Origin of the sequence: Pedobacter westerhofensis (assembly GCF_900182595.1) — a bacterium.
GTDB classification, from domain to species: domain Bacteria; phylum Bacteroidota; class Bacteroidia; order Sphingobacteriales; family Sphingobacteriaceae; genus Pedobacter; species Pedobacter westerhofensis.
The window spans coordinates 170,406-189,443 of record NZ_FXTN01000004.1; the positions used below are offsets into that span (position 1 = coordinate 170,406).

At 43.0% G+C, this 19,038-nt stretch carries 19 protein-coding genes; 4 read left to right on the plus strand and 15 right to left on the minus strand.

The window, feature by feature from the left end:
• Positions 1-56: 56 nt before the first annotated feature.
• Positions 57-1,076, minus strand: coding sequence for a glutamine synthetase beta-grasp domain-containing protein (locus FN831_RS08750; protein WP_142527846.1), 1,020 nt, complete (start codon positions 1,074-1,076; stop codon positions 57-59).
• A 783-nt stretch (positions 1,077-1,859) separates the two neighbouring features.
• Between FN831_RS08750 and FN831_RS08755 the strand changes: the two genes are divergently transcribed.
• Both FN831_RS08755 and FN831_RS08760 read left to right on the plus strand, forming a co-directional pair.
• Positions 1,860-2,552 (plus strand): Sir2 family NAD-dependent protein deacetylase, encoded by a 693-nt coding sequence (locus FN831_RS08755; RefSeq protein ID WP_142527847.1) that lies wholly within the window; start codon positions 1,860-1,862, stop codon positions 2,550-2,552.
• Between the two features lie 63 nt (positions 2,553-2,615).
• Positions 2,616-3,149 carry a DUF2911 domain-containing protein gene (locus FN831_RS08760; protein WP_142527848.1) on the plus strand — a complete coding sequence of 178 codons (534 nt, stop codon included), beginning with the start codon at positions 2,616-2,618 and terminating at the stop codon, positions 3,147-3,149.
• A 54-nt stretch (positions 3,150-3,203) separates the two neighbouring features.
• On the opposite strand, the gene FN831_RS08765 is transcribed toward FN831_RS08760, so the two are convergent.
• Complete coding sequence (locus FN831_RS08765) at positions 3,204-3,782, minus strand: OmpH family outer membrane protein (RefSeq protein WP_142527849.1); 579 nt, start codon at positions 3,780-3,782, stop codon at positions 3,204-3,206.
• Between the two features lie 153 nt (positions 3,783-3,935).
• Here FN831_RS08765 and FN831_RS08770 point away from each other — a divergent pair, with 153 nt between their 5' ends.
• Positions 3,936-4,517 carry a Crp/Fnr family transcriptional regulator gene (locus tag FN831_RS08770; RefSeq protein WP_142527850.1) on the plus strand — a complete coding sequence of 194 codons (582 nt, stop codon included), beginning with the start codon at positions 3,936-3,938 and terminating at the stop codon, positions 4,515-4,517.
• 87 nt (positions 4,518-4,604) lie between these two features.
• A complete protein-coding gene (locus FN831_RS08775; RefSeq protein WP_142527851.1) occupies positions 4,605-5,132 on the plus strand; it encodes a protease in 528 nt (175 codons plus the stop codon).
• A 48-nt stretch (positions 5,133-5,180) separates the two neighbouring features.
• Here FN831_RS08775 and FN831_RS08780 read toward each other — a convergent pair whose 3' ends face one another.
• From FN831_RS08780 to FN831_RS08840, 13 genes are all read right to left on the minus strand, one after another.
• The gene (locus FN831_RS08780; protein WP_142527852.1) at positions 5,181-5,894 is read right to left on the minus strand and encodes a type 1 glutamine amidotransferase domain-containing protein; all 714 of its coding nucleotides are present in this window, start codon (positions 5,892-5,894) and stop codon (positions 5,181-5,183) included.
• Positions 5,895-5,992: 98 nt separating this feature from the next.
• Positions 5,993-6,940: an HTTM domain-containing protein gene (locus FN831_RS08785; RefSeq protein ID WP_185960431.1), complete on the minus strand. Its 948-nt coding sequence runs from the start codon at positions 6,938-6,940 to the stop codon at positions 5,993-5,995.
• A 29-nt stretch (positions 6,941-6,969) separates the two neighbouring features.
• Entirely contained in the window at positions 6,970-7,443 is a 474-nt protein-coding gene (locus FN831_RS08790; protein ID WP_142527854.1) for a hypothetical protein, read from the minus strand.
• Between the two features lie 74 nt (positions 7,444-7,517).
• A complete protein-coding gene (locus FN831_RS08795) occupies positions 7,518-7,955 on the minus strand; it encodes a hypothetical protein (RefSeq protein WP_142527855.1) in 438 nt (145 codons plus the stop codon).
• An 89-nt stretch (positions 7,956-8,044) separates the two neighbouring features.
• A complete protein-coding gene (locus FN831_RS08800) occupies positions 8,045-8,476 on the minus strand; it encodes a hypothetical protein (RefSeq protein ID WP_142527856.1) in 432 nt (143 codons plus the stop codon).
• Positions 8,477-8,569: 93 nt separating this feature from the next.
• Positions 8,570-11,353, minus strand: a complete 2,784-nt coding sequence (locus tag FN831_RS08805) for a CHAT domain-containing protein (RefSeq protein WP_142527857.1) — start codon at positions 11,351-11,353, stop codon at positions 8,570-8,572.
• Positions 11,354-11,363: 10 nt separating this feature from the next.
• Entirely contained in the window at positions 11,364-12,743 is a 1,380-nt protein-coding gene (locus FN831_RS08810) for a S8 family serine peptidase (protein WP_142527858.1), read from the minus strand.
• A 10-nt stretch (positions 12,744-12,753) separates the two neighbouring features.
• Complete coding sequence (locus FN831_RS08815) at positions 12,754-13,500, minus strand: hypothetical protein (protein ID WP_142527859.1); 747 nt, start codon at positions 13,498-13,500, stop codon at positions 12,754-12,756.
• Positions 13,500-14,087 carry an RNA polymerase sigma factor gene (locus FN831_RS08820; protein ID WP_142527860.1) on the minus strand — a complete coding sequence of 196 codons (588 nt, stop codon included), beginning with the start codon at positions 14,085-14,087 and terminating at the stop codon, positions 13,500-13,502. The genes FN831_RS08815 and FN831_RS08820 overlap by 1 nt, the downstream gene beginning before the upstream one ends.
• A 227-nt stretch (positions 14,088-14,314) precedes the next feature.
• Positions 14,315-14,833: a PRC-barrel domain-containing protein gene (locus tag FN831_RS08825; RefSeq protein ID WP_185960432.1), complete on the minus strand. Its 519-nt coding sequence runs from the start codon at positions 14,831-14,833 to the stop codon at positions 14,315-14,317.
• A gap of 95 nt (positions 14,834-14,928) precedes the next feature.
• Entirely contained in the window at positions 14,929-15,318 is a 390-nt protein-coding gene (locus FN831_RS08830) for a tautomerase family protein (protein ID WP_142527862.1), read from the minus strand.
• A 223-nt stretch (positions 15,319-15,541) separates the two neighbouring features.
• On the minus strand, positions 15,542-16,285 hold the full coding sequence (locus FN831_RS08835; protein WP_142527863.1) for a GIN domain-containing protein: 744 nt from the start codon (positions 16,283-16,285) through the stop codon (positions 15,542-15,544).
• Between the two features lie 186 nt (positions 16,286-16,471).
• Positions 16,472-18,751 (minus strand): GH92 family glycosyl hydrolase, encoded by a 2,280-nt coding sequence (locus tag FN831_RS08840; RefSeq protein ID WP_142527864.1) that lies wholly within the window; start codon positions 18,749-18,751, stop codon positions 16,472-16,474.
• Between the last annotated feature and the right edge of the window lie 287 nt (positions 18,752-19,038).

The window sequence follows — 19,038 nt, forward strand, 5'->3', positions numbered from 1 at the left end:
CTTACTAAATCAATTAAAAGGATTTAGCTACACTGTACAAGCAATGGTAGCTAAAATTAGCTATAGCTTAAAACTTCAACAGACTTCACTGTTTTTATGATACGTGCTGCTACTTTGTATGGATCGGCAGCAGAATTTGGGCGACGGTCTTCCAGGTAACCATTCCATCCTTTTTCAACTGTTGCCAATGGGATACGGATAGAAGCACCACGGTCTGATACGCCAAAACTGAAATCATAAATAGAAGCAGTCTCATGTTTACCTGTTAAGCGCTGGTCGTTATCGGCACCGTACACTTCAATGTGCTCTTTAACAACCGGACGGAAGGCTTCGCAAATCGTATCGTATACTTCTTTGCTGCCAGCTGTACGTAATAAAGTGTTGGAGAAGTTTGCATGCATACCTGAACCGTTCCAGTCTAAAGTACCTAGAGGTTTGCAATGCCAGTTAATGGAAACATTGTATTTTTCACCAATTCTCTCCAGTAAATAACGTGCCAGCCAGATCTGATCTCCGGCTTCTTTTGCCCCTTTTGCGAAAATCTGAAATTCCCACTGGCCTGCTGCAACTTCAGCATTGATACCTTCAACGTTTAATCCTGCATCTAAGCAAGCATCTAAATGCTCTTCAACTATCTCTCTTCCAAATGCATTTTTTGCACCTACAGAACAGTAATAAGGGCCTTGTGGTGCAGGATATCCTGCTGCAGGGAAACCTAGTGGTTTGTCTGTATTGGGGTCCCATAAAAAGTATTCCTGCTCAAATCCAAACCAGAAATCATTGTCGTCATCTTCAATATGTGCACGTCCGTTAGATTCATGAGGCGTACCTGTTGAATCCAGTACTTCGCACATAACCAGATATGCGTCTTTTCTTTGCGGGTCTCTTACGATATAAACGGGTTTTAAAACACAGTCCGATGAACCGCCCGGTGCCTGCTCTGTAGACGAACCGTCAAAGCTCCAGTTTGCTACGTCTTCTAATTTCCCGCTAAAATCCTTTTCTATTTTTGTCTTACTGCGAAGGCTTTGTGTTGGTTTATAACCATCAAGCCAGATGTACTCTAGTTTTGCCATTGGTGTATTCTATATAATTGTCTTCGTTTCGTAATGATATGTTGTGCACAAATTTGTGAATTCAAACAGTAAATTGATATCCCCAATACTGTGGATATTATAATGTTTGTACTTCTTCATATTTGTAAATAATTGTTCAGAAAAATTCTTCGTTTTATCAATTATTGTATATTCTTTTCAGATTATCGCTAGCTTTTTCTGCTGATTCCTGCTTTGGACCGCAATAATTCTGAATCAATATGTGTAAAACATTTATTTATGATCTGAAATTAACAGATAACCTGATCAGTTGATAAATATCGGAACATTTTTTTTATTGGCAATGGTCAAATGTATACTAAATACATATTTCTGTGTAAAATTAACTGGAAAATATTCTGATTTGGCCAAAAGACACATGCAATTATAAGGGATGTTTCATCTGGCCGCCCGGCGCTTATACCTCATCCTTAAATATGGGTACAGGAAAGCCACGCATTAGGGGATATAACAGTTCAGGTTATCTTTGAAATTTTGTCCCGACAATAAAATTGATAGTTATGGAATCGCAATTAAAAGGAAAAAAGATTTTATTTGCCACAGTGCCTGCTGATGGCCATTTTAATCCGCTGCCGAGCTAAACAGTTACGATTCCAATTCGTTGTGTGTAAGTTACATCAATGACCTGATTGCCGAAACCATACAGCTGCAATAGCCAGTAAAGCTGATTTTTTCAAATATTGTAAGATTTTAACCAGATATAAGGGTTATTGGCTTAAATTTCCAAAAAATCTATGATATACAATGAAAAAGTTAGTCGTGTTAACAGGTGCAGGCATCAGTGCCGAAAGTGGATTACAGACCTTCAGGGATAAAGGAGGCCTCTGGGAGGGCTACAACATCGAAGATGTAGCTACGCCCGAAGCCTGGCGGAGAAATCCCGGGCTGGTACAGAAATTTTATAACGAACGCCGTAAAGGCGTGCTTGAAGCAAGGCCAAACGCTGCGCATCTGGCCCTTGCTGCTTTAGAAAAAAATTTTGATGTCCGGATTATCACCCAAAATATAGACGATCTGCACGAAAGGGCGGGTTCATCCAACGTGTTGCACCTGCACGGTATCATCACACGTTCACAATCAGATTTTGATGCGGCTGTCACCTATCCGATTGAGGGCTGGGAAATTAAAGAGGGAGAACGATGTGAATACGGATTACAGCTGCGGCCCCACGTGGTTTGGTTTGGAGAGCAGGTGCCCAACCTGCAGATTGCAGCTGAAATTTGTGCCGAGGCAGATATTTTTGCAGTCATTGGTACTAAACTGGCAGTTTATCCTGCTGCCGGATTGGTGGATTACGTACCTGATGAGGCCCTGAGGTATGTGATCGACCTCGACATACCTTATATCAGCGGTGGACAAACGCTGCGGAAAATAGAAGCACCTGCAACTATTGGAGTTGTTGCAATGGCAGAAGAATTGATTAGGGAGTTCATATAAAAAGAAGTAATAATCTGATTTTTTTTGTAAATTCAATTACAAAACAAACAGAACCTTATGAATATGAACAATTTAAAAAGAGCATCCATGCTGGCCTTTCTAATGATCCTTGCTGCACATACCATTTTTGCACAGGATAAAAAACCGGAGCGCGCAAGTCCCGCAAAGGTGGCCAAAGGAACGATTAATGGGGCAGCAGTGACCATCAACTACAGTAGTCCGGCTGTTAAAGGAAGAAAAATCTGGGGAGAACTGGTGCCTTATGACAAAACCTGGAGAGCAGGGGCTAACGAAGCTACTACTTTTGAAACAGACAAACCATTAAAAATCCAGGGGCTTAGCCTTCCGGCAGGAAAATATAGTCTGTACGCCGTGCCTGGTGAAAAATCCTGGAAAATCATTTTTAACTCTCAGACTGGTCAGTGGGGCATTAAGCGCACGGGAGAGACTACGGATGATGAGACTAAACATGTACTCACTGTTACAGTGCATCCGGTAAAGTCTTCTTCATTTAATGAGCAGCTGAGTTATGTAATCGCAGAAAGCGGTTTTTCTTTGCTTTGGGAAAACCTTGCTGTTCCTGTAAATTTCAAATAAAATAAGCTTTAAATAGTCCTGCCGCAAATTCAGAATTTGCGGCAGGACTATAGATTAAGACTTTTTCACCGGCACAGCTGCTGCTCCTGCCGGAATGCCCAGCTTGGCTTTAACGGCAGCAGTTAAATCTATACCGTCGTCATAAGCCAGCAAATTGTTTGCCGACTGTTGTGCATTATCATCAAACACATAAGCGATACCCTTTTCTTTGGCTACTGCTTTTACCGCAGTAATAAATTTTGTCTGCAGGGGAGTCATCAGTTCACCTTGTTTGGCTGCCATCACCTGCTGCGCATTTTCAGTAGCCTGATCTATACCTTTCTTAAGTCCGTCCAGCTCTACGCCCATGGCCTGCAGCTCTTTGCCAACTGTTTCTTTATTGGCCTCATTAAGGGTTTTATTTTTTGCTACTGCTGCATTGTACTTTAATGTATAAGCGCTCTGTAGTTTTTCTATCTCGGCCTGTTTTGTTTTCTGCAGGCTCTCCAGAGTAGTGGAGATTGTTTTAGCCTCGGGCATGCTGGTAAAAACCGACTGCGAATTAAGGTGACCAATTTTTTGTTGAGCATTAACGGCAGTTGCGGATAATAATAACGCAGCTGCGATAAAATATGCATTGATAAATTTCTTCATGTTCTCTTAGGTTTTGAGTTAAATATTAAATTATTACTGGCTGAATTAATATTTCAGCCAATTGTATGGTTATACCATATACACACAACTCAATAAATGCACATATGTTGTGCCGGCACGCGCATAAATAACCTGTAATAATTATATTTGCATATGGAGACAATATTTACAGAATTCAGACAACATATAGAAGAGATTTCAAAGTTGACGGATGACGAATTCGAATATATTCTCAGTCATTTTGTAAAGAAAAAATTCAGGAAACATCAGTTCCTGATCCAGCAGGATGAACCGGTGAAATATGAGTATTTTGTACTGAATGGCTGCGTGAAAGCGTATACCCTGGATCATGACACTAAAATGCATATTTTGCAGTTCGGGATGCAGGATTGGTGGATAGGGGATTACCAGGCTTACTTTAAACAAATTCCGGCCACGCTGTATGTGGACTGTATCGAAGATACAGAGGTGCTCTGCCTGACCCTCGAAAACAGGGAGAAACTATGTACCGAGATGCACAAATTTGAGCACTTTACCCGGAAAAAGCTCAATTCAGGCTATGTGGCACTTCAGCAGCGGATACTTAGCTTATTAAACAGCACGCCAAAAGAACGTTATGAGCAGTTGCTTGTGCAATACCCCAGTTTATTTCAGAAGGTTCCTAAACAATATATAGCGGCTTATCTTGGTGTATCAAGAGAAACACTGAGCCGCTTAAACTCAGTAGTTAAATAATTCCGGCATCAAATGATGTGCTTAAGGACTTTGTGAAAAAACGTTTCATCTAATGATACTGATGTTAAAAAAGAATACTTTTGTAACATGAAAAACTTGAAATTTATATTACCTGCCGCTATAATTGCACTTGCTGCCTGTAGCCCTGCTACACGTAATGCAGATGATCAGAACGCCAAAACTGACTCAGCAAGCACTGCTCCTGTCAGTCAGCAGACTGAAGCAAGGCCCTTATTTGCGAAAATGACAATTAAAGATACCATCAAAAGCGGAGAGCCTGTTCAGCTTAAGTTTACAGTTTATAATACAGCAGACAGTGTTCAGCAATTCTGTAAATGGCATACTCCCTTTGAACCTTTGATCAGCAAATATTTAGACATTAGGGATGAAAACGGTGAAGAAGTAAATTACAAAGGTGCCATGGCCAAGCGCATCATGCCGCCACCGGCTAGTAGTTATCAAAAACTAAACCCTAAAGACAGTCTTTCTGCAGATGTTGATCTGTTAAAAGGTTATGCCATTACTAAACCGGCGAAGTATACTATTCTTTATAACAGTCAGAATATGAGCGGGCTGGTTGTAAAGGATAGCATTACCTTTGTATACGGAAAATAACAATGTTTGATAAATTTACCAGACAGCTCAGCTGTCTGGTAAATTATATTATTTGGCCAGTAAAGCCATTAAATGATCAGCAACAACTACAGACGATGACGGATTCTGACCGGTGATCAGTAAGCCGTCAGTAATTGCAAAGGGCTGCCAGTCGCCGGCTTTCTGATAATTTCCGCCATTTTCTTTTAGCATGTCCTCTACCAGGAAAGGCACAATGGCGGTTAAACCTACACCATCTTCTTCGCTGTTGGTAAAGCCGGTTACATTTTTACCTTTTACAAGCGGCTGTCCGTCGTGACTTTTCACATGTTTCAATGCTGCAGGCGCGTGGCAAACAAAAGATACCGGCTTATTATTTTGATAAAAGGACTCTATCAGTCTTGCCGACTGAGGATCTTCTGCAAGGTCCCAAAGCGGACCGTGACCGCCGGGATAATAAACGGCATCAAAATCTTTCTCTGATACCTCACTAAGCAATAATGTAGAATTTAGTTTATCCTGTGTAGCCTGGTCCGCGTAATAACGTTTTGTATCCGCTGTACTGCTTTCCGGTTCTTCACTTTTCGGATCTATCGGAGTGCTTCCGCCCTTTGGAGAAGCTATCGTGATGTCAACGCCCTGATCCAGCAGATGGTAATATGGAGCAGCAAATTCTTCTACCCATAGCCCTGTTTTTTTACCGGTATCACCTACCTGGTCATGAGAGGTTACCACAAAGAGTATTTTAGTGCCTTTTAAATTATCAGTTGTCTGAGCTTCCATGTTTTCCTGTTTAATGTTTGTAAGAAATATAATCACAAAGCTCCGGTAAAACAAAGACTTCCCACAGGAGGCAAATCACAATTTTCATGTGATCAGGATCACACGCTTTGCCTGATTGCTGGAGTATTAATCAGCTGATATGATAATGGATCCGGATCCTGCTCAGGTTTTACTTTTTTAACTGTTTCGGCCTTAAATAAAATACCGGCAAAGGCACTGAGGTCAAATACGATCATAATCCAGGCGAACAGTTGCAGGCCCATTACCACAGCTATAAAGATGTGCATCATCACAATACTGATTAATATAACAGCGCGTACCTTAGCCCATTTTATCCAGATCAGAAACGGAAATGCGGTCTCTGCCAACAGTGTGCCCCATGTTAGCGCGTATGATATAACAGGATAACAGGCAAGCGATTTGATCAAAGGTGTAAAGGCAGTATAAAACTGCGGCTGATTGATAGCTTTCCAGATTGCTGTTCCGTTCATCCATTCCTGTCCGCCCAGTTTTGAATATCCTGCAGTAAAATAAACAATGCAAAGGTGAACCTGAACCACCCCGAGGAAGAGGCTCAGCTGAGCCGCATCGAGTGGTCTGTGCTTCTTGTCCATCAGCTGATCGATCGTGTATACTTTATGTGTGGGGAAAATCAGACAGTAAAACAGCAGGGAAAACAAGAAGCCGTCAAAGCCAAAAGCGATTAAATTATAACTGTTAAATACCATAATATGTGTCAGCAGGCAGATAAAGACATTCAGTTTTGTTTGAAAACCAACCAGCAGCAGCAGGGCGGCAACAGCAAGAACAATGTATATGCTGTTTAAAAACACGTGCTGATCCTGAATATGCAGGAAATCGCTCAGTCCGTGCAGCGACAAAACATAGGATACTTCCAGTGGCCTGGAAAGTACGTCCTGCACAATCCCGTTCCTGCTGTACATCAGGTCGAGCTCACTGAATTCAACAAATACTTTAGTGAGGATCGCTATGGCTACACCTATCCTCAGAACAGCGAGCTGATAACCTTCTTTCAGTTTAAACATTTTCATAACTTTAATGATCAGTGTATATTTTAGTTATAAGTGTATGTGCCATTGTATACTTCATAGAACTTTCCGGATTTTGTGCCCGCACGGTATTGTTCCATGCTTTCAGGTTTATATTCTCCTACAGAAATAAACACCGGGCCTTGGTGCGGATATTTTGTAGATATATAGGAGACGACCACGCGCGACATCAGTTCGTATGCTTTCTGGTTCCTGAAAGTATGGATAGCAGATGAAAAGCGGCTGTCGAACATATTCCTGCCGGTGCCAAATGCATCGATCTTCAATTGCTGACGCGCTGTGAGTGTGTACGTTTTAATGACTGTCTGATTGCCAACATTCGGCGAAAAAAAGGAATAACCGAATCCTCCTCCGGTCCAGAGTGTATATCGGCATAAAGCGGCTTCAAAACTCTTGTTCGTAATTTTAATTAAGCCCGATCCCAAAAGAACGGTGCAAAGGTGGGCAATCAGAAAGCCCTTGAAAATTAAATTTTTCATGAGAATACCTTTTGTGGATTGTAATTGCCATCCGGTTAGCTTTGGCTGGCAGTTTTAATGCTGATGGTGCAGCTTTAATAATTGGAAGCCAGCGAATTGAGATTGCTGAGCTTTACCCTTCTGAAAGATTGGGCTGTAAGGCCTTTGTCGAGCACAGAAATGATTTCCTTTCTCAGTTCAGCGCTTTGTTTGCGGGAGCCGGGCTGCATTACCAATATGCCGGATGCTGCATAATCTTTGTGATCTCTGATACCTCTGCCCTCCAACTTTTCTATTCCGCAAATGGGGGCGGTACCGTAAACAGTAGTAATGGTTTTTGTGCCGGATGACGACCAGACCGTTAAACGATAAGAGGAGGGGTCGGTGTTCTTTAATCGTGCCAGTATTTTTTGTACTTCTGCTGCCGAACTGGTATGAATAATATAAGCCCTGGCATAATCTTTTGTGATCAGATTGGTAATGACAAACATCATGACAGAACCGGCGCAAATCAGGGTCAATAACTTTTTCATCTTATGATCTTAAAATTGAAATCAGCTCTAATAGACATTACAACAAAGAAATACAGGGAGCAGAGCAATGCCCGCCCCCTGTAAGATCTTTATCTCATATTGCCGCCTCTCAGCGCGCTGGTACTTACTGTTTTAACTGTTTGCGTGCTCAGGTTTTTGTTGAGCTTAGAAATGATATCTCTCTGAAAATCCTTTCCGTTGGTGATTACTTTAACCGCTACAATCACATCGGAAGCCGCGTATCCGCCGCCGATTTTTCCTGTACTGCCATTTACTTTGCCAATTGCAGAAAGAGGGGCAGTACCATATACCGTGCTGCTGGCTTTACCGCGGTTGGTGGTGCTCACTGTTAAGCGGTAAGTGGAAGGATCGGCATCTTTCAGGGAAGCCAGGATCTTGTTTACTTCGGATGACGAGCTGGTGTTGATAATCAGTGCTTTGGCTGTTTCCTGTGCCATTAAACGTGAAGAGCCCAGCATCAGTAATGCGCCGGCGCAAAGAGGAATAAATAATTTTTTCATGTTCTTAATTTTTAAATTGATTAATATTTGGTAATTGTCTAGACTTACTTCATTAGTCGCAACACTTACCGGCAGGGAAACAAAACATGTAAATTATTTTTTTCTGTTGAAGAAGGGGCTGCTCCTGAAGAAGAAGTAAAGGGCAGAGAAGAGCAGGATCGCGGCAATCAGTGCTGCCATGGGCAAACTACCTGCAGACTGGCGGTCAATGCCATCGGTATTGCCTATAACCACCGTTGCTGCCCAAAAGTAAGGAAGGTCATAGATATGGTCTCCCTGTGCCATCAGATCAAGTTTGGCGCGGTTGAGCGCAACATCCTTGGGCAAGCCCGCCTGCAGATAGGCATAGAACATCTCCGTAATCTGGTAGGTGATCTGATGATCTACCTGCCAGAGGTTGGTGACCGTAGCGGGGACACCTCCAACTGTAAAGGCCCTTGCCAGGCTAAAAATACCTTCGCCTTCGGCATGGTGCCCTACACCGGTATTACAGGCTGATAATACCGCCAGATCTGTGTTCGAAAAGGTTATTTTCTGAATGTCCGACAAATAGACTGCTGAATCGGCCAGATATAATACGGGCTCTTTTTTCGTAAGGCCGGCATCGGCATGTGCATAGATCTGCACAATATTGTAATGTGCGGCATTGCTGAGAAACTGGCCCCTGGTGGCGCCGCTGCCGGTCAGCAATGACGAAGAGGTAAATCCGGCCGCAATTTTTTGCAGTGACTCAGCTGAGCCCGGCAATGGCGAAAGTGCAGGATTATTGTTGTACCGCTCCGGAGCGATCCCAAAAAATGTGTGTTTACCTGCTTCGCTGCTCAGGTTCTTCATCAGAACATTCATGGAATGCACATAACTAAAAGTATACTGCTTTGCAAGGAAACTGGTTTGTCTGCGGCTATTCGAAATCAGTGCTTCAAAAGGTATAAAAAGATCATCCGGTGATACGATTACACGTTCCCCGGCAATCCTGAGAGGCTTGAATAGCTGTTGATAAAGCAGATTGGCTGCCTTGCAGTAACGATCGTAGTTCTGATTGAGCAAAGATTTGTCTGAACACAGTGCCAGCATTTCCCTCGCGTTTGCCCGGTAGGCAGTGTCCTTTAGTTTTGCAAGCTCTTGCCTGTCAGCTGAAAGGGACAGGATGTAAACTGCTGATCCCCCGTTGAAGTATTCGATCAAAGACTGCTTATCCGCTGATAACTTTCGGATTGCCTTGGTATAAGAATAAACACTGTTATCATATTTGTACTGATAATATACCGGATATTTGCTTTCCAGGCTTTTGATAAAATCTTCCCATCTGCTTTGTGCATCGTGCCATTGCCTGTTGAAGACATTATAGTTTTTATCTGTTTTGGCTAAAGACAGCAGTTTCTGGCTCAGTGCAACTGTCCTGGTGCGCAGCTGTTTTTCAGCCATTTGGTCCCTGCCCGAAATATGATGGGAGGCTATAATTGCATTCAGCTGATCACCCAGTAGTACAGCACGGCTTTTCTCAAAAAAGTAATAGGCTTTTTCGGTATTTCCAAGCTGATAACAAACCTCAATGGCTTCGCCGTACAATTGTTTTGTTTTCTGGCGCCAATATAGCCTGGACTGCTCGCCGGACTGCTTCCAGCGCATGATATCCACAGACTTATCTGCGATCTCATAGGTGTTTAACGCCAGCTGCAGCAGCATTCTGTCCTTTTTGCTGTGATAGAGTGCCAGTAATGCAGATCCTTTATTGGCGAGAATATTATAAACCACATAGTCATTGGCAACAAGTTTCAGCATATCTACACTGAGGTTGCTTTTAATGGCGGTGTCCGTAAAATTGAGGGGCAGTACGTTTAAGGCCTTTTGATAATATTTCAGCGCATTCCTGAAGTCTTTATTTTTCCAGTACACTACACCGCTGTTCATGTAAAGGCCGGCCAGCTGGTATGGCTCGCCGGTTATCAGGGCCAGCTTGATCCCTTCATTATAATAGCACAAAGCTTTGTTGCCCTGATTTAATCCATTCAGGTATACACTGCCTATATCCAGCAGGTCCCTGGAGCATTGTTGCAACAGTCCGGTAGCTTTGTTCAGCTCAAAGGCTTTATGATAATAGCTTAATGACTCTGTTACCCTTTTCTTTTCATACAGTAAATTCGCATAAATTGAATAGCTTGTTGCCAGCTGGTCTGCATTTGTTCCTGCTTTTTCAAGCAAGAATATCGCCCTCTGGACATCGGCCTCTGCCTCCTCAAAGTTATCAAGCTCAGCTTCTGATTGCGCTTTCTGGGCCAGGAGCGGGGCCGCTGCCAATTCATTCTGGTCCCTCTCTGCCAGTAGCAGCCCCTCAGCTGCAACCTCCGTGCTTTTTTGATAGTCGCCTGTCTGGAAATATTCAAATGCATCCTGTGCATAAGCCATAAAAACGATAAAGTGTTTCTCCGGAAATGGAATGCCGCTTCGGATACACAGACCGAAATAACGGTGTGATTCAGCAGGCAGTTGCAGGCGCTTATAAAACACGCCGAGGTTAAAATAACTGTGTGTCAGAAACGACTTTTGCAGGCCCGGGCCATTTCCCTGATTTACCTGCACAGCCTCCCTGGTATAAAATATAGCCCGTTCCACATCATCTGCCTTGCTGTACTGATCGCCGATCCGGTGCAGGATCTGTGCATAGGCATTGTTTTTTGTAGGGTGGCACTTTAAGAATGCTGCCTGTAGCTCCTTCAGTTGTCTGATTTTTTTTGCGTAACTGTCTGTCGTATTGCTGTTAATCGCAGCAACCCTGGCAATGATTTCCGTATCCGTGATGCACTGTGCTTTCAGCGGCATTGTCAGGGCAGACATTGCCGATAAAAGTACAGCGATACGGGCACAAAGGTTTAGCATGTAGGGCTGGCTATTGTTTTTTTACACAGGCTCCGGCGATGATATATTTCCTGCCAAGTGCAGGCTGGTTGAGCAGTAATGGACCCGCTCCGCCACTGTCTGGCAGCAGCGCCAGTGCAGACAGGAAATCTGATTTTTTAATATTGGGCGCATACAGGGCTTTACTGCAATTGGCACCAATAATCCCGCTGGCAATGGCAGTGGCAAATGAAGATCCGCTGATCTCGTCCGTTGTGCCGGTATTGCTGTCAAAAGGCACCGTAAACTTCATACTGCCGTCCCTGCTACGATCTGTCTCTACGCCAAGGTCTACAAACTGTTCAGAATAATTTTGTGTTGGGCTTACCGTTTTTCCGTCGGTGGTAGTTACTGCAATTACACTGTTTGCAGCGTTGCTCAGGCGGGCAGGATAAAAAGTATGGATCTCCAGGTTTCGCAGCTGATCATCGCTGAGGTTAATGCCCTGTTCTGCCAGGAATATTTGTCGCGCAAGATCGTCATCTGCATCCGTCTTGTTTCCTGCAGCGGTAATAAAAAGTATTCCTTTTTTCTTTAGTTCCACGGTAATGAGCTCCTTCAGATAGGGCACCGGGATTTCATAGTAATAATAAAACCCCCAGCTGGCATTGATAATCTGTGCCCCCTTTGCCATCGCGAAGTGGATACCGCAGATAACGCTGAAAAGATCACTGATGCCCTCTTTATCATGGGTTTTTAGCGGCATGATCTTTACTGAATTGCTGGCAGAATGTTTAAATTCATTGATGATATACTGGCTCACCAGACTGCCGTGCCTGTTGGGATGATCATCCTCAAAATTACCATTGTCAGCAACAAAATTCCATCCGGACTGTACATCCCTGTAACATTCTGATGCAAATTTTGCAGCTTTCTCTCTCCAGATATACTCAGGGTTTACCAGGCGTGTATCTATGCCGGTATCGAGCACCGCAACAACAATCTGGTCCTTCTTTTGATCTGTTTTGCCGGGTGTGAAGGCGGGCCTGTCAAACCTCGTTTCTCTGCCAGAGGGCACATAGTTATAGTAATTCAGCGAATAAGATTCTCCCACGGTCTGCGTAGTCTGAGGGCCGGAACCACCATGTACTGTATCGGTATTCACCACGGTATGGATGCCTTTGGCAGACCATAATTGTACCGGTATTTTGCAGTTTCCGCAGGTTTTGATGCTGATCGCATCCGTTTTGATACCTTTTTTCTGAAAAGAATCTTTAATAGCACGGATATCCTTTTCTGTCGGGTCATTTTTGAAAAAGATGATTAGCTGATCTTTCCGGTATGACCGGCTTAATAATTTTTCTATCCTGGGATTTGGTTTTCTGATCCAGGCAGCTGTTCCCCTGAGAGGTTCCTTTTGATTGTTGTCCATGAGAGAGATTTTATAATTTCTTTAACCATATTTTAGCTTCATTGCTGCCCTCCAAATCTTTTTGCACTACTTCATTTAATATTTTCTTTGCTTCAGCCAAATCATCAGCTTTATTTCTTTTCATCAGCGCAATCGCCTGATAAAATAAGCCCGGGTTGGAGTATAGCTTAAAACCGGCAAGCGCATGAAATGCAACTACTGCCTGATCGTATTTGCCGGTAGCCAGGAAAGTGATGCCCAGATTTTTGATCACCTCCGGTTGCGGAACTGGATTTCTGGCCAGTTTGCTAAATATTTGCTCGGCCCTGACATAATCTTTCGCATTGTATGCCGCAATTCCCTGCTGTATCTGGCTGGTAGAATCAGCAGCGCCCATGGTCTGGCCCAGCGTGCTGAAACTGGACTGAATGTAGTCACCAGACAGCCGCTGCGAAGGGGCAGGGCGGAACCACAAGGTGTAGCCCAGCACAACGATGATACAGGCCGCCGCCAGGTAAAATGCCAGTTTGCCGGGGCTTTGCTTAACCTTTGCTTTCGCTGCCGGTTCCGGCATGACGGATAACTCTGCATGTAATTCTGCAAATTCTGCTTTCTTCCGGTCATTTAACGATTGCCTGATGCCATCTCTCAAAGCCACATAAGCAGCAACCTCCGCTGCAAATTCCGTATCTGCGAGGCACCTGTCTTCAAATTCCTTTTTCTCGTGGTCCTGCAAATTACCTTTAAAATATGCCTCTATTATTTCCGGGTTGTTCATCACAGGGATTGTTTTATGTTCATCATTTTTCTCAGTTTCTCCAGGCAGCGCAGGCGGCTGGTTTTTACTACATCTGCCGAGTTGTACAGCATAAATCCGGCGATGTCCTTATCACTGTAACCATCTTCAAAATACAGCAGTATCTCCCTGCATTTATCTCCCAGTTCCTGTAGTTTCTGGGTGATGCCGGCCCATTGTTCTTTCGCAATGATCTGCTGAACCACATTTCTTGCCCCGTCTGGTAGTTCAAAAACCAAACTGTCAATTGATGTTGTCTGATAAACCTGTCGCTTATTAGTCGTTTCTTTTCTCAGATGGTCAACACATTTATTGGAAAATATTTGGTAACAATATGATTTTAGTGCCGAGCGGCCTTCAAACTTACCTTCAACGATATTATGGATTACACTGATAATCGTATCTGAGTAACAGCTGGCGGCATATTCTTCATCAATTCCATACTTGAAAACACCCTGTTTAATAAAATAAAAAAAAGTCTGATAAAGTGTTCTTTCAAAGGCAGGGCGCTGCGGACCCCCGTTTTTTAGTCCCTCGATGATGTTGAAGTCTGGTATTGGAGTGGTCATTTAGAATACGTTTGTAAGCGTAAATAAATATTGTCTAATAAATATACAAATAATAATCAGTGTAAAAAACAGCCAAACATAGTGATAAATTTTGTCTCAGCTATCACTGTTATTACTTCATTATCTTTACGTTAACGCTCCGGATTCTGATATCTGCTACTAAATCCATTTAAACAAAAAGCCGGACAACATGAGGTGCTGCCCGGCTTTAATAAAAATTTATTGGCTTACATTATCTCTCCTTTTTCAAGGCCGTCTTTGCCTGGAGGGTTTCTATTGTATCCTGCATCATCAAAGTGTGTATGGTTGTAAAAATCATCATCGGCATTGTGCTTATAATTCATTACTTCAACAACATGTTCAGCTGTGCCGGTCAGCACATCCCTGATTTGGAGTTCATCCCTTGCAGTAATTTGTTCACCATCGTATTCCGGCAGGAAGCTTAATTTTGAGGATATAGCTTCGGTCAATAATACTTCGTCTTTATCCTCCTTTAGTGTCACCAGCCCGATCGGGATCAGTACCCGCTTTTCCTCGTCCAGTTCGTAACCTTCCAGTTTTGTAATAATATATCTTACCTTAAGGGCTTCTACATCAAAGATGAGGTCTTCCACATCCCCGATATAATCACCCAGCGAATCATATATTTCCCAGCCCGTAATGTCAGGCTGGTGGTCTGAAATTTCGAAATCACTGCCGTCAAGTTCCTCCAGACGGTCATTAGTGTTATTATCTTCTGTATCCATAACTAATCGATTTTTAGATTGAACAATCGAGCAATCCATTAGTTTTGCATAGGGCCGCTGAGCGCGTTATTGATAATTATTCTTATTCAGCCCGATCAGTTCTTGCTCATCCAAAAGTCTGGGGCAAGTCCTTCAAAAAAGCCCATGCGGTGCTCTTCCACACTGTAGATCAGCAAAAATGTCTCCGGCCTTACCTGGATATTTTCATTGAGCAAAAACATAATCCTTCCAAAAAAGGCCTGTTTTACTGCCGCTGTTTGTTCCGGGGCCAGTATGTTGAGTAACATAAAGCCATCCGGAGCGTTTGGGGCCTCATAATTTTTAGAGAAGATCAATTCATCAGGTTCAAGCTGTTTGATCATCTGGAACATGCTGTCTTCATCATTTGGCAAAGAATTCATTCCTGCATCCTGGACCGCGTCAGATACCGACATGATATAATCTGTAAGCTTACCTTTAATCAGCGCAATACGAACAACACCCATAATTTATCCTCCTTAATTGTTGTAGTTCATACGGCTATATCTGGCTATACAAATTTAACTGGTTTGATATCAAACCCAAATTATCCTGTAATTTTCGTAGCTCATACTTTGTTTTGCACAACTATATGATGATGAGCTGACATAATAGGGGAATATTTTTTCTTTGGTATCAAGTATTCGCTGGATGGCTAAAAACTATCGGTGAAATTGAACAATTTTTCCGTTAGTCTATTTTATAGATCTGCACTTTACCAATGTTCAATCCTCTTTTGATTGCCGGGCTTCCCTTATAACCAATTTTGGCCTCACCAAAGGAAGTCACCTTGATTTGGTCTGAAACATTCAGGCGCAATTCAGCTTCACCATACAATGTAGCCGTACTCGTACTGTTTTTTATGGCAAGTGCATCGATCTTGCTTTCACCGTAAGACGTAAATCTTTGTTCGGCAATGCTTCCTGATTTCAGCATTAATGAGCTTTCGCCATAGCTTGTGGTATGCATCGTTTTCAGTTGTACTTCATCGATATCGACCTGTGCCTCTCCATACATTACCAGGTTAAAGTTTTCCTGTTCAATTTTGCTTTTCAGGTGTATGGTTTCTTCACCCCGAACGGACAGGTCATGCAGCGTTTTGTAGGAGATGGCTACTGTTAAAACCGTGCCCTTGTACAGGGGTTCTTTTCGCTTTTGCTCATCCTCATTTACTTTTTCATTTTTTGTCACTTCCTTGGCTCCCTCAAGGTAAACACGCAAGGTCTGACCATTGGATTCGATGTTAACCTTTTCCCTGCCCACGGTCAGGTTTTCAATGGTTACGGCTTCTTTGTCGCCCTGCGTAAAGGTTACCTGCACATGTGGGCTTACGATCACTCTGTCAAATTTTGCTACGGATACAACTTCCTGAGCTTGTAGAGTTTTACACGTAATAAGGGCAATAGCGGTGGTAATGAAAAGTAATTTGTTCATGTTAATTTAAATAATGTGTAAAATAATAATTTTTGCACAGATCGTTTAAACATTTTCTGCCTATCAGATCTAAGCTAAAAAAAAAGCGGAAATGATACGATGACCATTTCCGCTTAATCTAAATTAACGCTCTCATATACTAAAGCGTAATAACTTCTTAAATATTGTGTAAACCTGAATTATTTTTTACAAAGGCCTGTCTGAGGCATTTACACCAAAAGTCTTGGAAGGTTTATTTCCCATTACAAAGTTCATTGTACCGCCTTTTATCAAATCACTGTGTTTGATAAATGATTTCGTGTAAGGCTTACCGTTCATTGTAATACTTTGGATATAAATATTTTTCCTGCCCTGGTTTTCTGCAGTAATTACAAATTTCTTACTGCCCAGGCTAATTGTTGCCTTGTTCATAACAGGGGAGCCTACGATGTAAATGCCGCTCATCGGGTTCATAGAGTAGAAGCCCATTGAGGATAAAACGTACCATGCACTCATTTGTCCGGCGTCTTCGTTACCACAGATCCCGTCTTTCTCAGTGGTATAAAACTTGTTCATCACATCGCGAACTACCTCTGCTGTCCTCCAGGGCTCGCCTGCGAAATTGTACAGATAGGCAACATGATGGCTCGGCTCATTGCCATGTGCATACTGGCCGATCAGTCCTGTTACATCGTTCGGCGCATTTTTCATCTTTGATGACATCGTGAAGAAATGGTCAAGCTTAGCAACAAATGCTTTTTCACCGCCATTAAGCTTAATCAGTCCGTACGGGTCCTGCGGTACCAGCCAGGTGTACTGCCAGCCATTGCCTTCAGTATAATCACTTTTACCGGGTTTTGCATCGATAGGATCAAAGGGCAGGTTCCATTTGCCATTGGCAAGTTTCCCTACAAAATGTCCTTCATCAGCATTATAATATTGTTCGTAAAGCTTAGCTCTTTTACCAAAGTAAGCAGCATCGTCCTTCCTGCCTAATTTTTCGGCCATTTTAGAAATCCCCCAGTCGGCAATCGCATATTCCATTGCCCAGGCTACAGATTCTTTCATACTGTCTGATGGGATATAGCCCGGTTTCTTTACATATTCAATTCCCATTTCCGGCATCATTGCGGTAGTTCTGATGGCTTTGTAAGCCAGTTCCACATCAGCAGGATAAAGCAGGCCTTTCATATAAGCGTCCGTGATCACCGGTATTGCCGGATAGCCCACCATACAGAAAGTTTCACTTCCCTGTAAAGGCCATAGCGGCAGTTTGCCCTGCTGCTCATAAATCGCCAGGAGGCTATGCACCATATCTTTCACCTTTGCAGGTTCAATGATCGTCATCAGCGGATTTAATGCCCTGTAGGTGTCCCAGAGCGAGAAAGTAGTATAGTTTGTAAATTTCTGATTGGTATAAACTTTTTTATCCGTGCCCCTGTAATCTCCATTATGGTCGTTAAAGGTACTTGGAGCAAAGTAAGTATGATACAATGCAGTATAGAAAACCGTTTTGGTTGACTGATCTGCCTCAAACACAATTTTATTCAGCGCCTTGTTCCATGAAAGGTCAGCGGCTTCTTTTACTGCCTCAAAGTTCCAGTTTGGAGCCTCTGCCTTAATGTTTGCAAGTGCATTGTCTGTACTCACAGGAGAGATGCCTACCTTAACCTTAATGTCAGGATTTTTTACAGCATCAAAGAACAATGCGGCTTTGGTTCCTACACCAGTAACCACTTTTCCTGTTACAGGGTCAAGGCCATTGTATAACTGTACTTTGGTTACCGGTACAGACAGTACCAAGGCGAAAAATACGCGCTGGTCTTTAGACCATCCTGTAGAATAACGGTAGCCTACAAAAGTACTGTCGTTTACCTGTGTAAGGGAAGACGAAACTGTTTTGTCCCATAACATCGTAAAATCCAGGTCTACCAGTAAGTGTGCGTTATCGGTTTTATCATAGTGGTAATGATGAAAGCCTACTCTTGTTGTTGCAGTCAGTTCTGCTTTTACCTTATACTTGTCCAGATAAGCGCTGTAATAGCCAGGTTTGGCTACTTCGCTGTCTTTAGAAAAGAACGATCCGTAGCCGCTCTCCATATTGTTAAATTTAGCGGGTGTTAGCTGTACTTCGCCATTGGCGGGAACAACCAGGACATCATTTAAATCACCTATACCGGTGCCGCTCAGGTGGGTATGGCTAAAGCCAAGGATCTCCTTGCTGATATAGTTATATCCGCTGCACCAGTCCCATCCGTTAAATTCATCCCAGTCCTGCATGATCTGCGAAGGACCTAACTGTACTGCGCCCGTAGGCACGTTAGCGCCTACAAATACGTGTCCGTGACCTACCGAACCGATAAAGGGGTTAACATATTGGGTTAGTGGCACAGTTTTTTGTGGTGCCTGTGCGTAAACGCCGCCGGCGTTAACCGTGCCGATCAGCGTTACTGCTGCCAGGAGTGTTGTAATCTTAGTTCTTATCATTTTTGGTGTGTTGAAATGGCTAATATAATACTCTTGACCGTTATGCAGATAATGAAGATGTCATATCACCTTTACAGATATGTGAAAAGGCCCGGCCCGGGGGCAGAAAAGGCTAAACCCAACTCTCCTAAATAAACCAAATAATATTTCAGTTTCAAAAACCCATGATGGTATTAAATTACGTATTATTGATAGAGGGAAAGAGCTTTTGGCTCTGCCTGTGAAAACTATTATTTACTAAAAAATACCCTGGAACAGTTGGTTGCCAGATAATCAAATGTTTCGAA

Excerpts from the sequence above, each read along its gene's own strand:
- FN831_RS08750 (WP_142527846.1), bottom strand. The coding sequence starts at position 1,076 with ATGGCAAAACTAGAGTACATCTGGCTTGATGGTTATAAACCAACACAA.
- FN831_RS08755 (WP_142527847.1), top strand. The coding sequence starts at position 1,860 with ATGAAAAAGTTAGTCGTGTTAACAGGTGCAGGCATCAGTGCCGAAAGT.
- FN831_RS08760 (WP_142527848.1), top strand. The coding sequence starts at position 2,616 with ATGAACAATTTAAAAAGAGCATCCATGCTGGCCTTTCTAATGATCCTT.
- FN831_RS08765 (WP_142527849.1), bottom strand. The coding sequence starts at position 3,782 with ATGAAGAAATTTATCAATGCATATTTTATCGCAGCTGCGTTATTATTA.
- FN831_RS08770 (WP_142527850.1), top strand. The coding sequence starts at position 3,936 with ATGGAGACAATATTTACAGAATTCAGACAACATATAGAAGAGATTTCA.
- FN831_RS08775 (WP_142527851.1), top strand. The coding sequence starts at position 4,605 with ATGAAAAACTTGAAATTTATATTACCTGCCGCTATAATTGCACTTGCT.
- FN831_RS08780 (WP_142527852.1), bottom strand. The coding sequence starts at position 5,894 with ATGGAAGCTCAGACAACTGATAATTTAAAAGGCACTAAAATACTCTTT.
- FN831_RS08785 (WP_185960431.1), bottom strand. The coding sequence starts at position 6,940 with ATGTTTAAACTGAAAGAAGGTTATCAGCTCGCTGTTCTGAGGATAGGT.
- FN831_RS08790 (WP_142527854.1), bottom strand. The coding sequence starts at position 7,443 with ATGAAAAATTTAATTTTCAAGGGCTTTCTGATTGCCCACCTTTGCACC.
- FN831_RS08795 (WP_142527855.1), bottom strand. The coding sequence starts at position 7,955 with ATGAAAAAGTTATTGACCCTGATTTGCGCCGGTTCTGTCATGATGTTT.
- FN831_RS08800 (WP_142527856.1), bottom strand. The coding sequence starts at position 8,476 with ATGAAAAAATTATTTATTCCTCTTTGCGCCGGCGCATTACTGATGCTG.
- FN831_RS08805 (WP_142527857.1), bottom strand. The coding sequence starts at position 11,353 with ATGCTAAACCTTTGTGCCCGTATCGCTGTACTTTTATCGGCAATGTCT.
- FN831_RS08810 (WP_142527858.1), bottom strand. The coding sequence starts at position 12,743 with ATGGACAACAATCAAAAGGAACCTCTCAGGGGAACAGCTGCCTGGATC.
- FN831_RS08815 (WP_142527859.1), bottom strand. The coding sequence starts at position 13,500 with ATGAACAACCCGGAAATAATAGAGGCATATTTTAAAGGTAATTTGCAG.
- FN831_RS08820 (WP_142527860.1), bottom strand. The coding sequence starts at position 14,087 with ATGACCACTCCAATACCAGACTTCAACATCATCGAGGGACTAAAAAAC.
- FN831_RS08825 (WP_185960432.1), bottom strand. The coding sequence starts at position 14,833 with ATGGATACAGAAGATAATAACACTAATGACCGTCTGGAGGAACTTGAC.
- FN831_RS08830 (WP_142527862.1), bottom strand. The coding sequence starts at position 15,318 with ATGGGTGTTGTTCGTATTGCGCTGATTAAAGGTAAGCTTACAGATTAT.
- FN831_RS08835 (WP_142527863.1), bottom strand. The coding sequence starts at position 16,285 with ATGAACAAATTACTTTTCATTACCACCGCTATTGCCCTTATTACGTGT.
- FN831_RS08840 (WP_142527864.1), bottom strand. The coding sequence starts at position 18,751 with ATGATAAGAACTAAGATTACAACACTCCTGGCAGCAGTAACGCTGATC.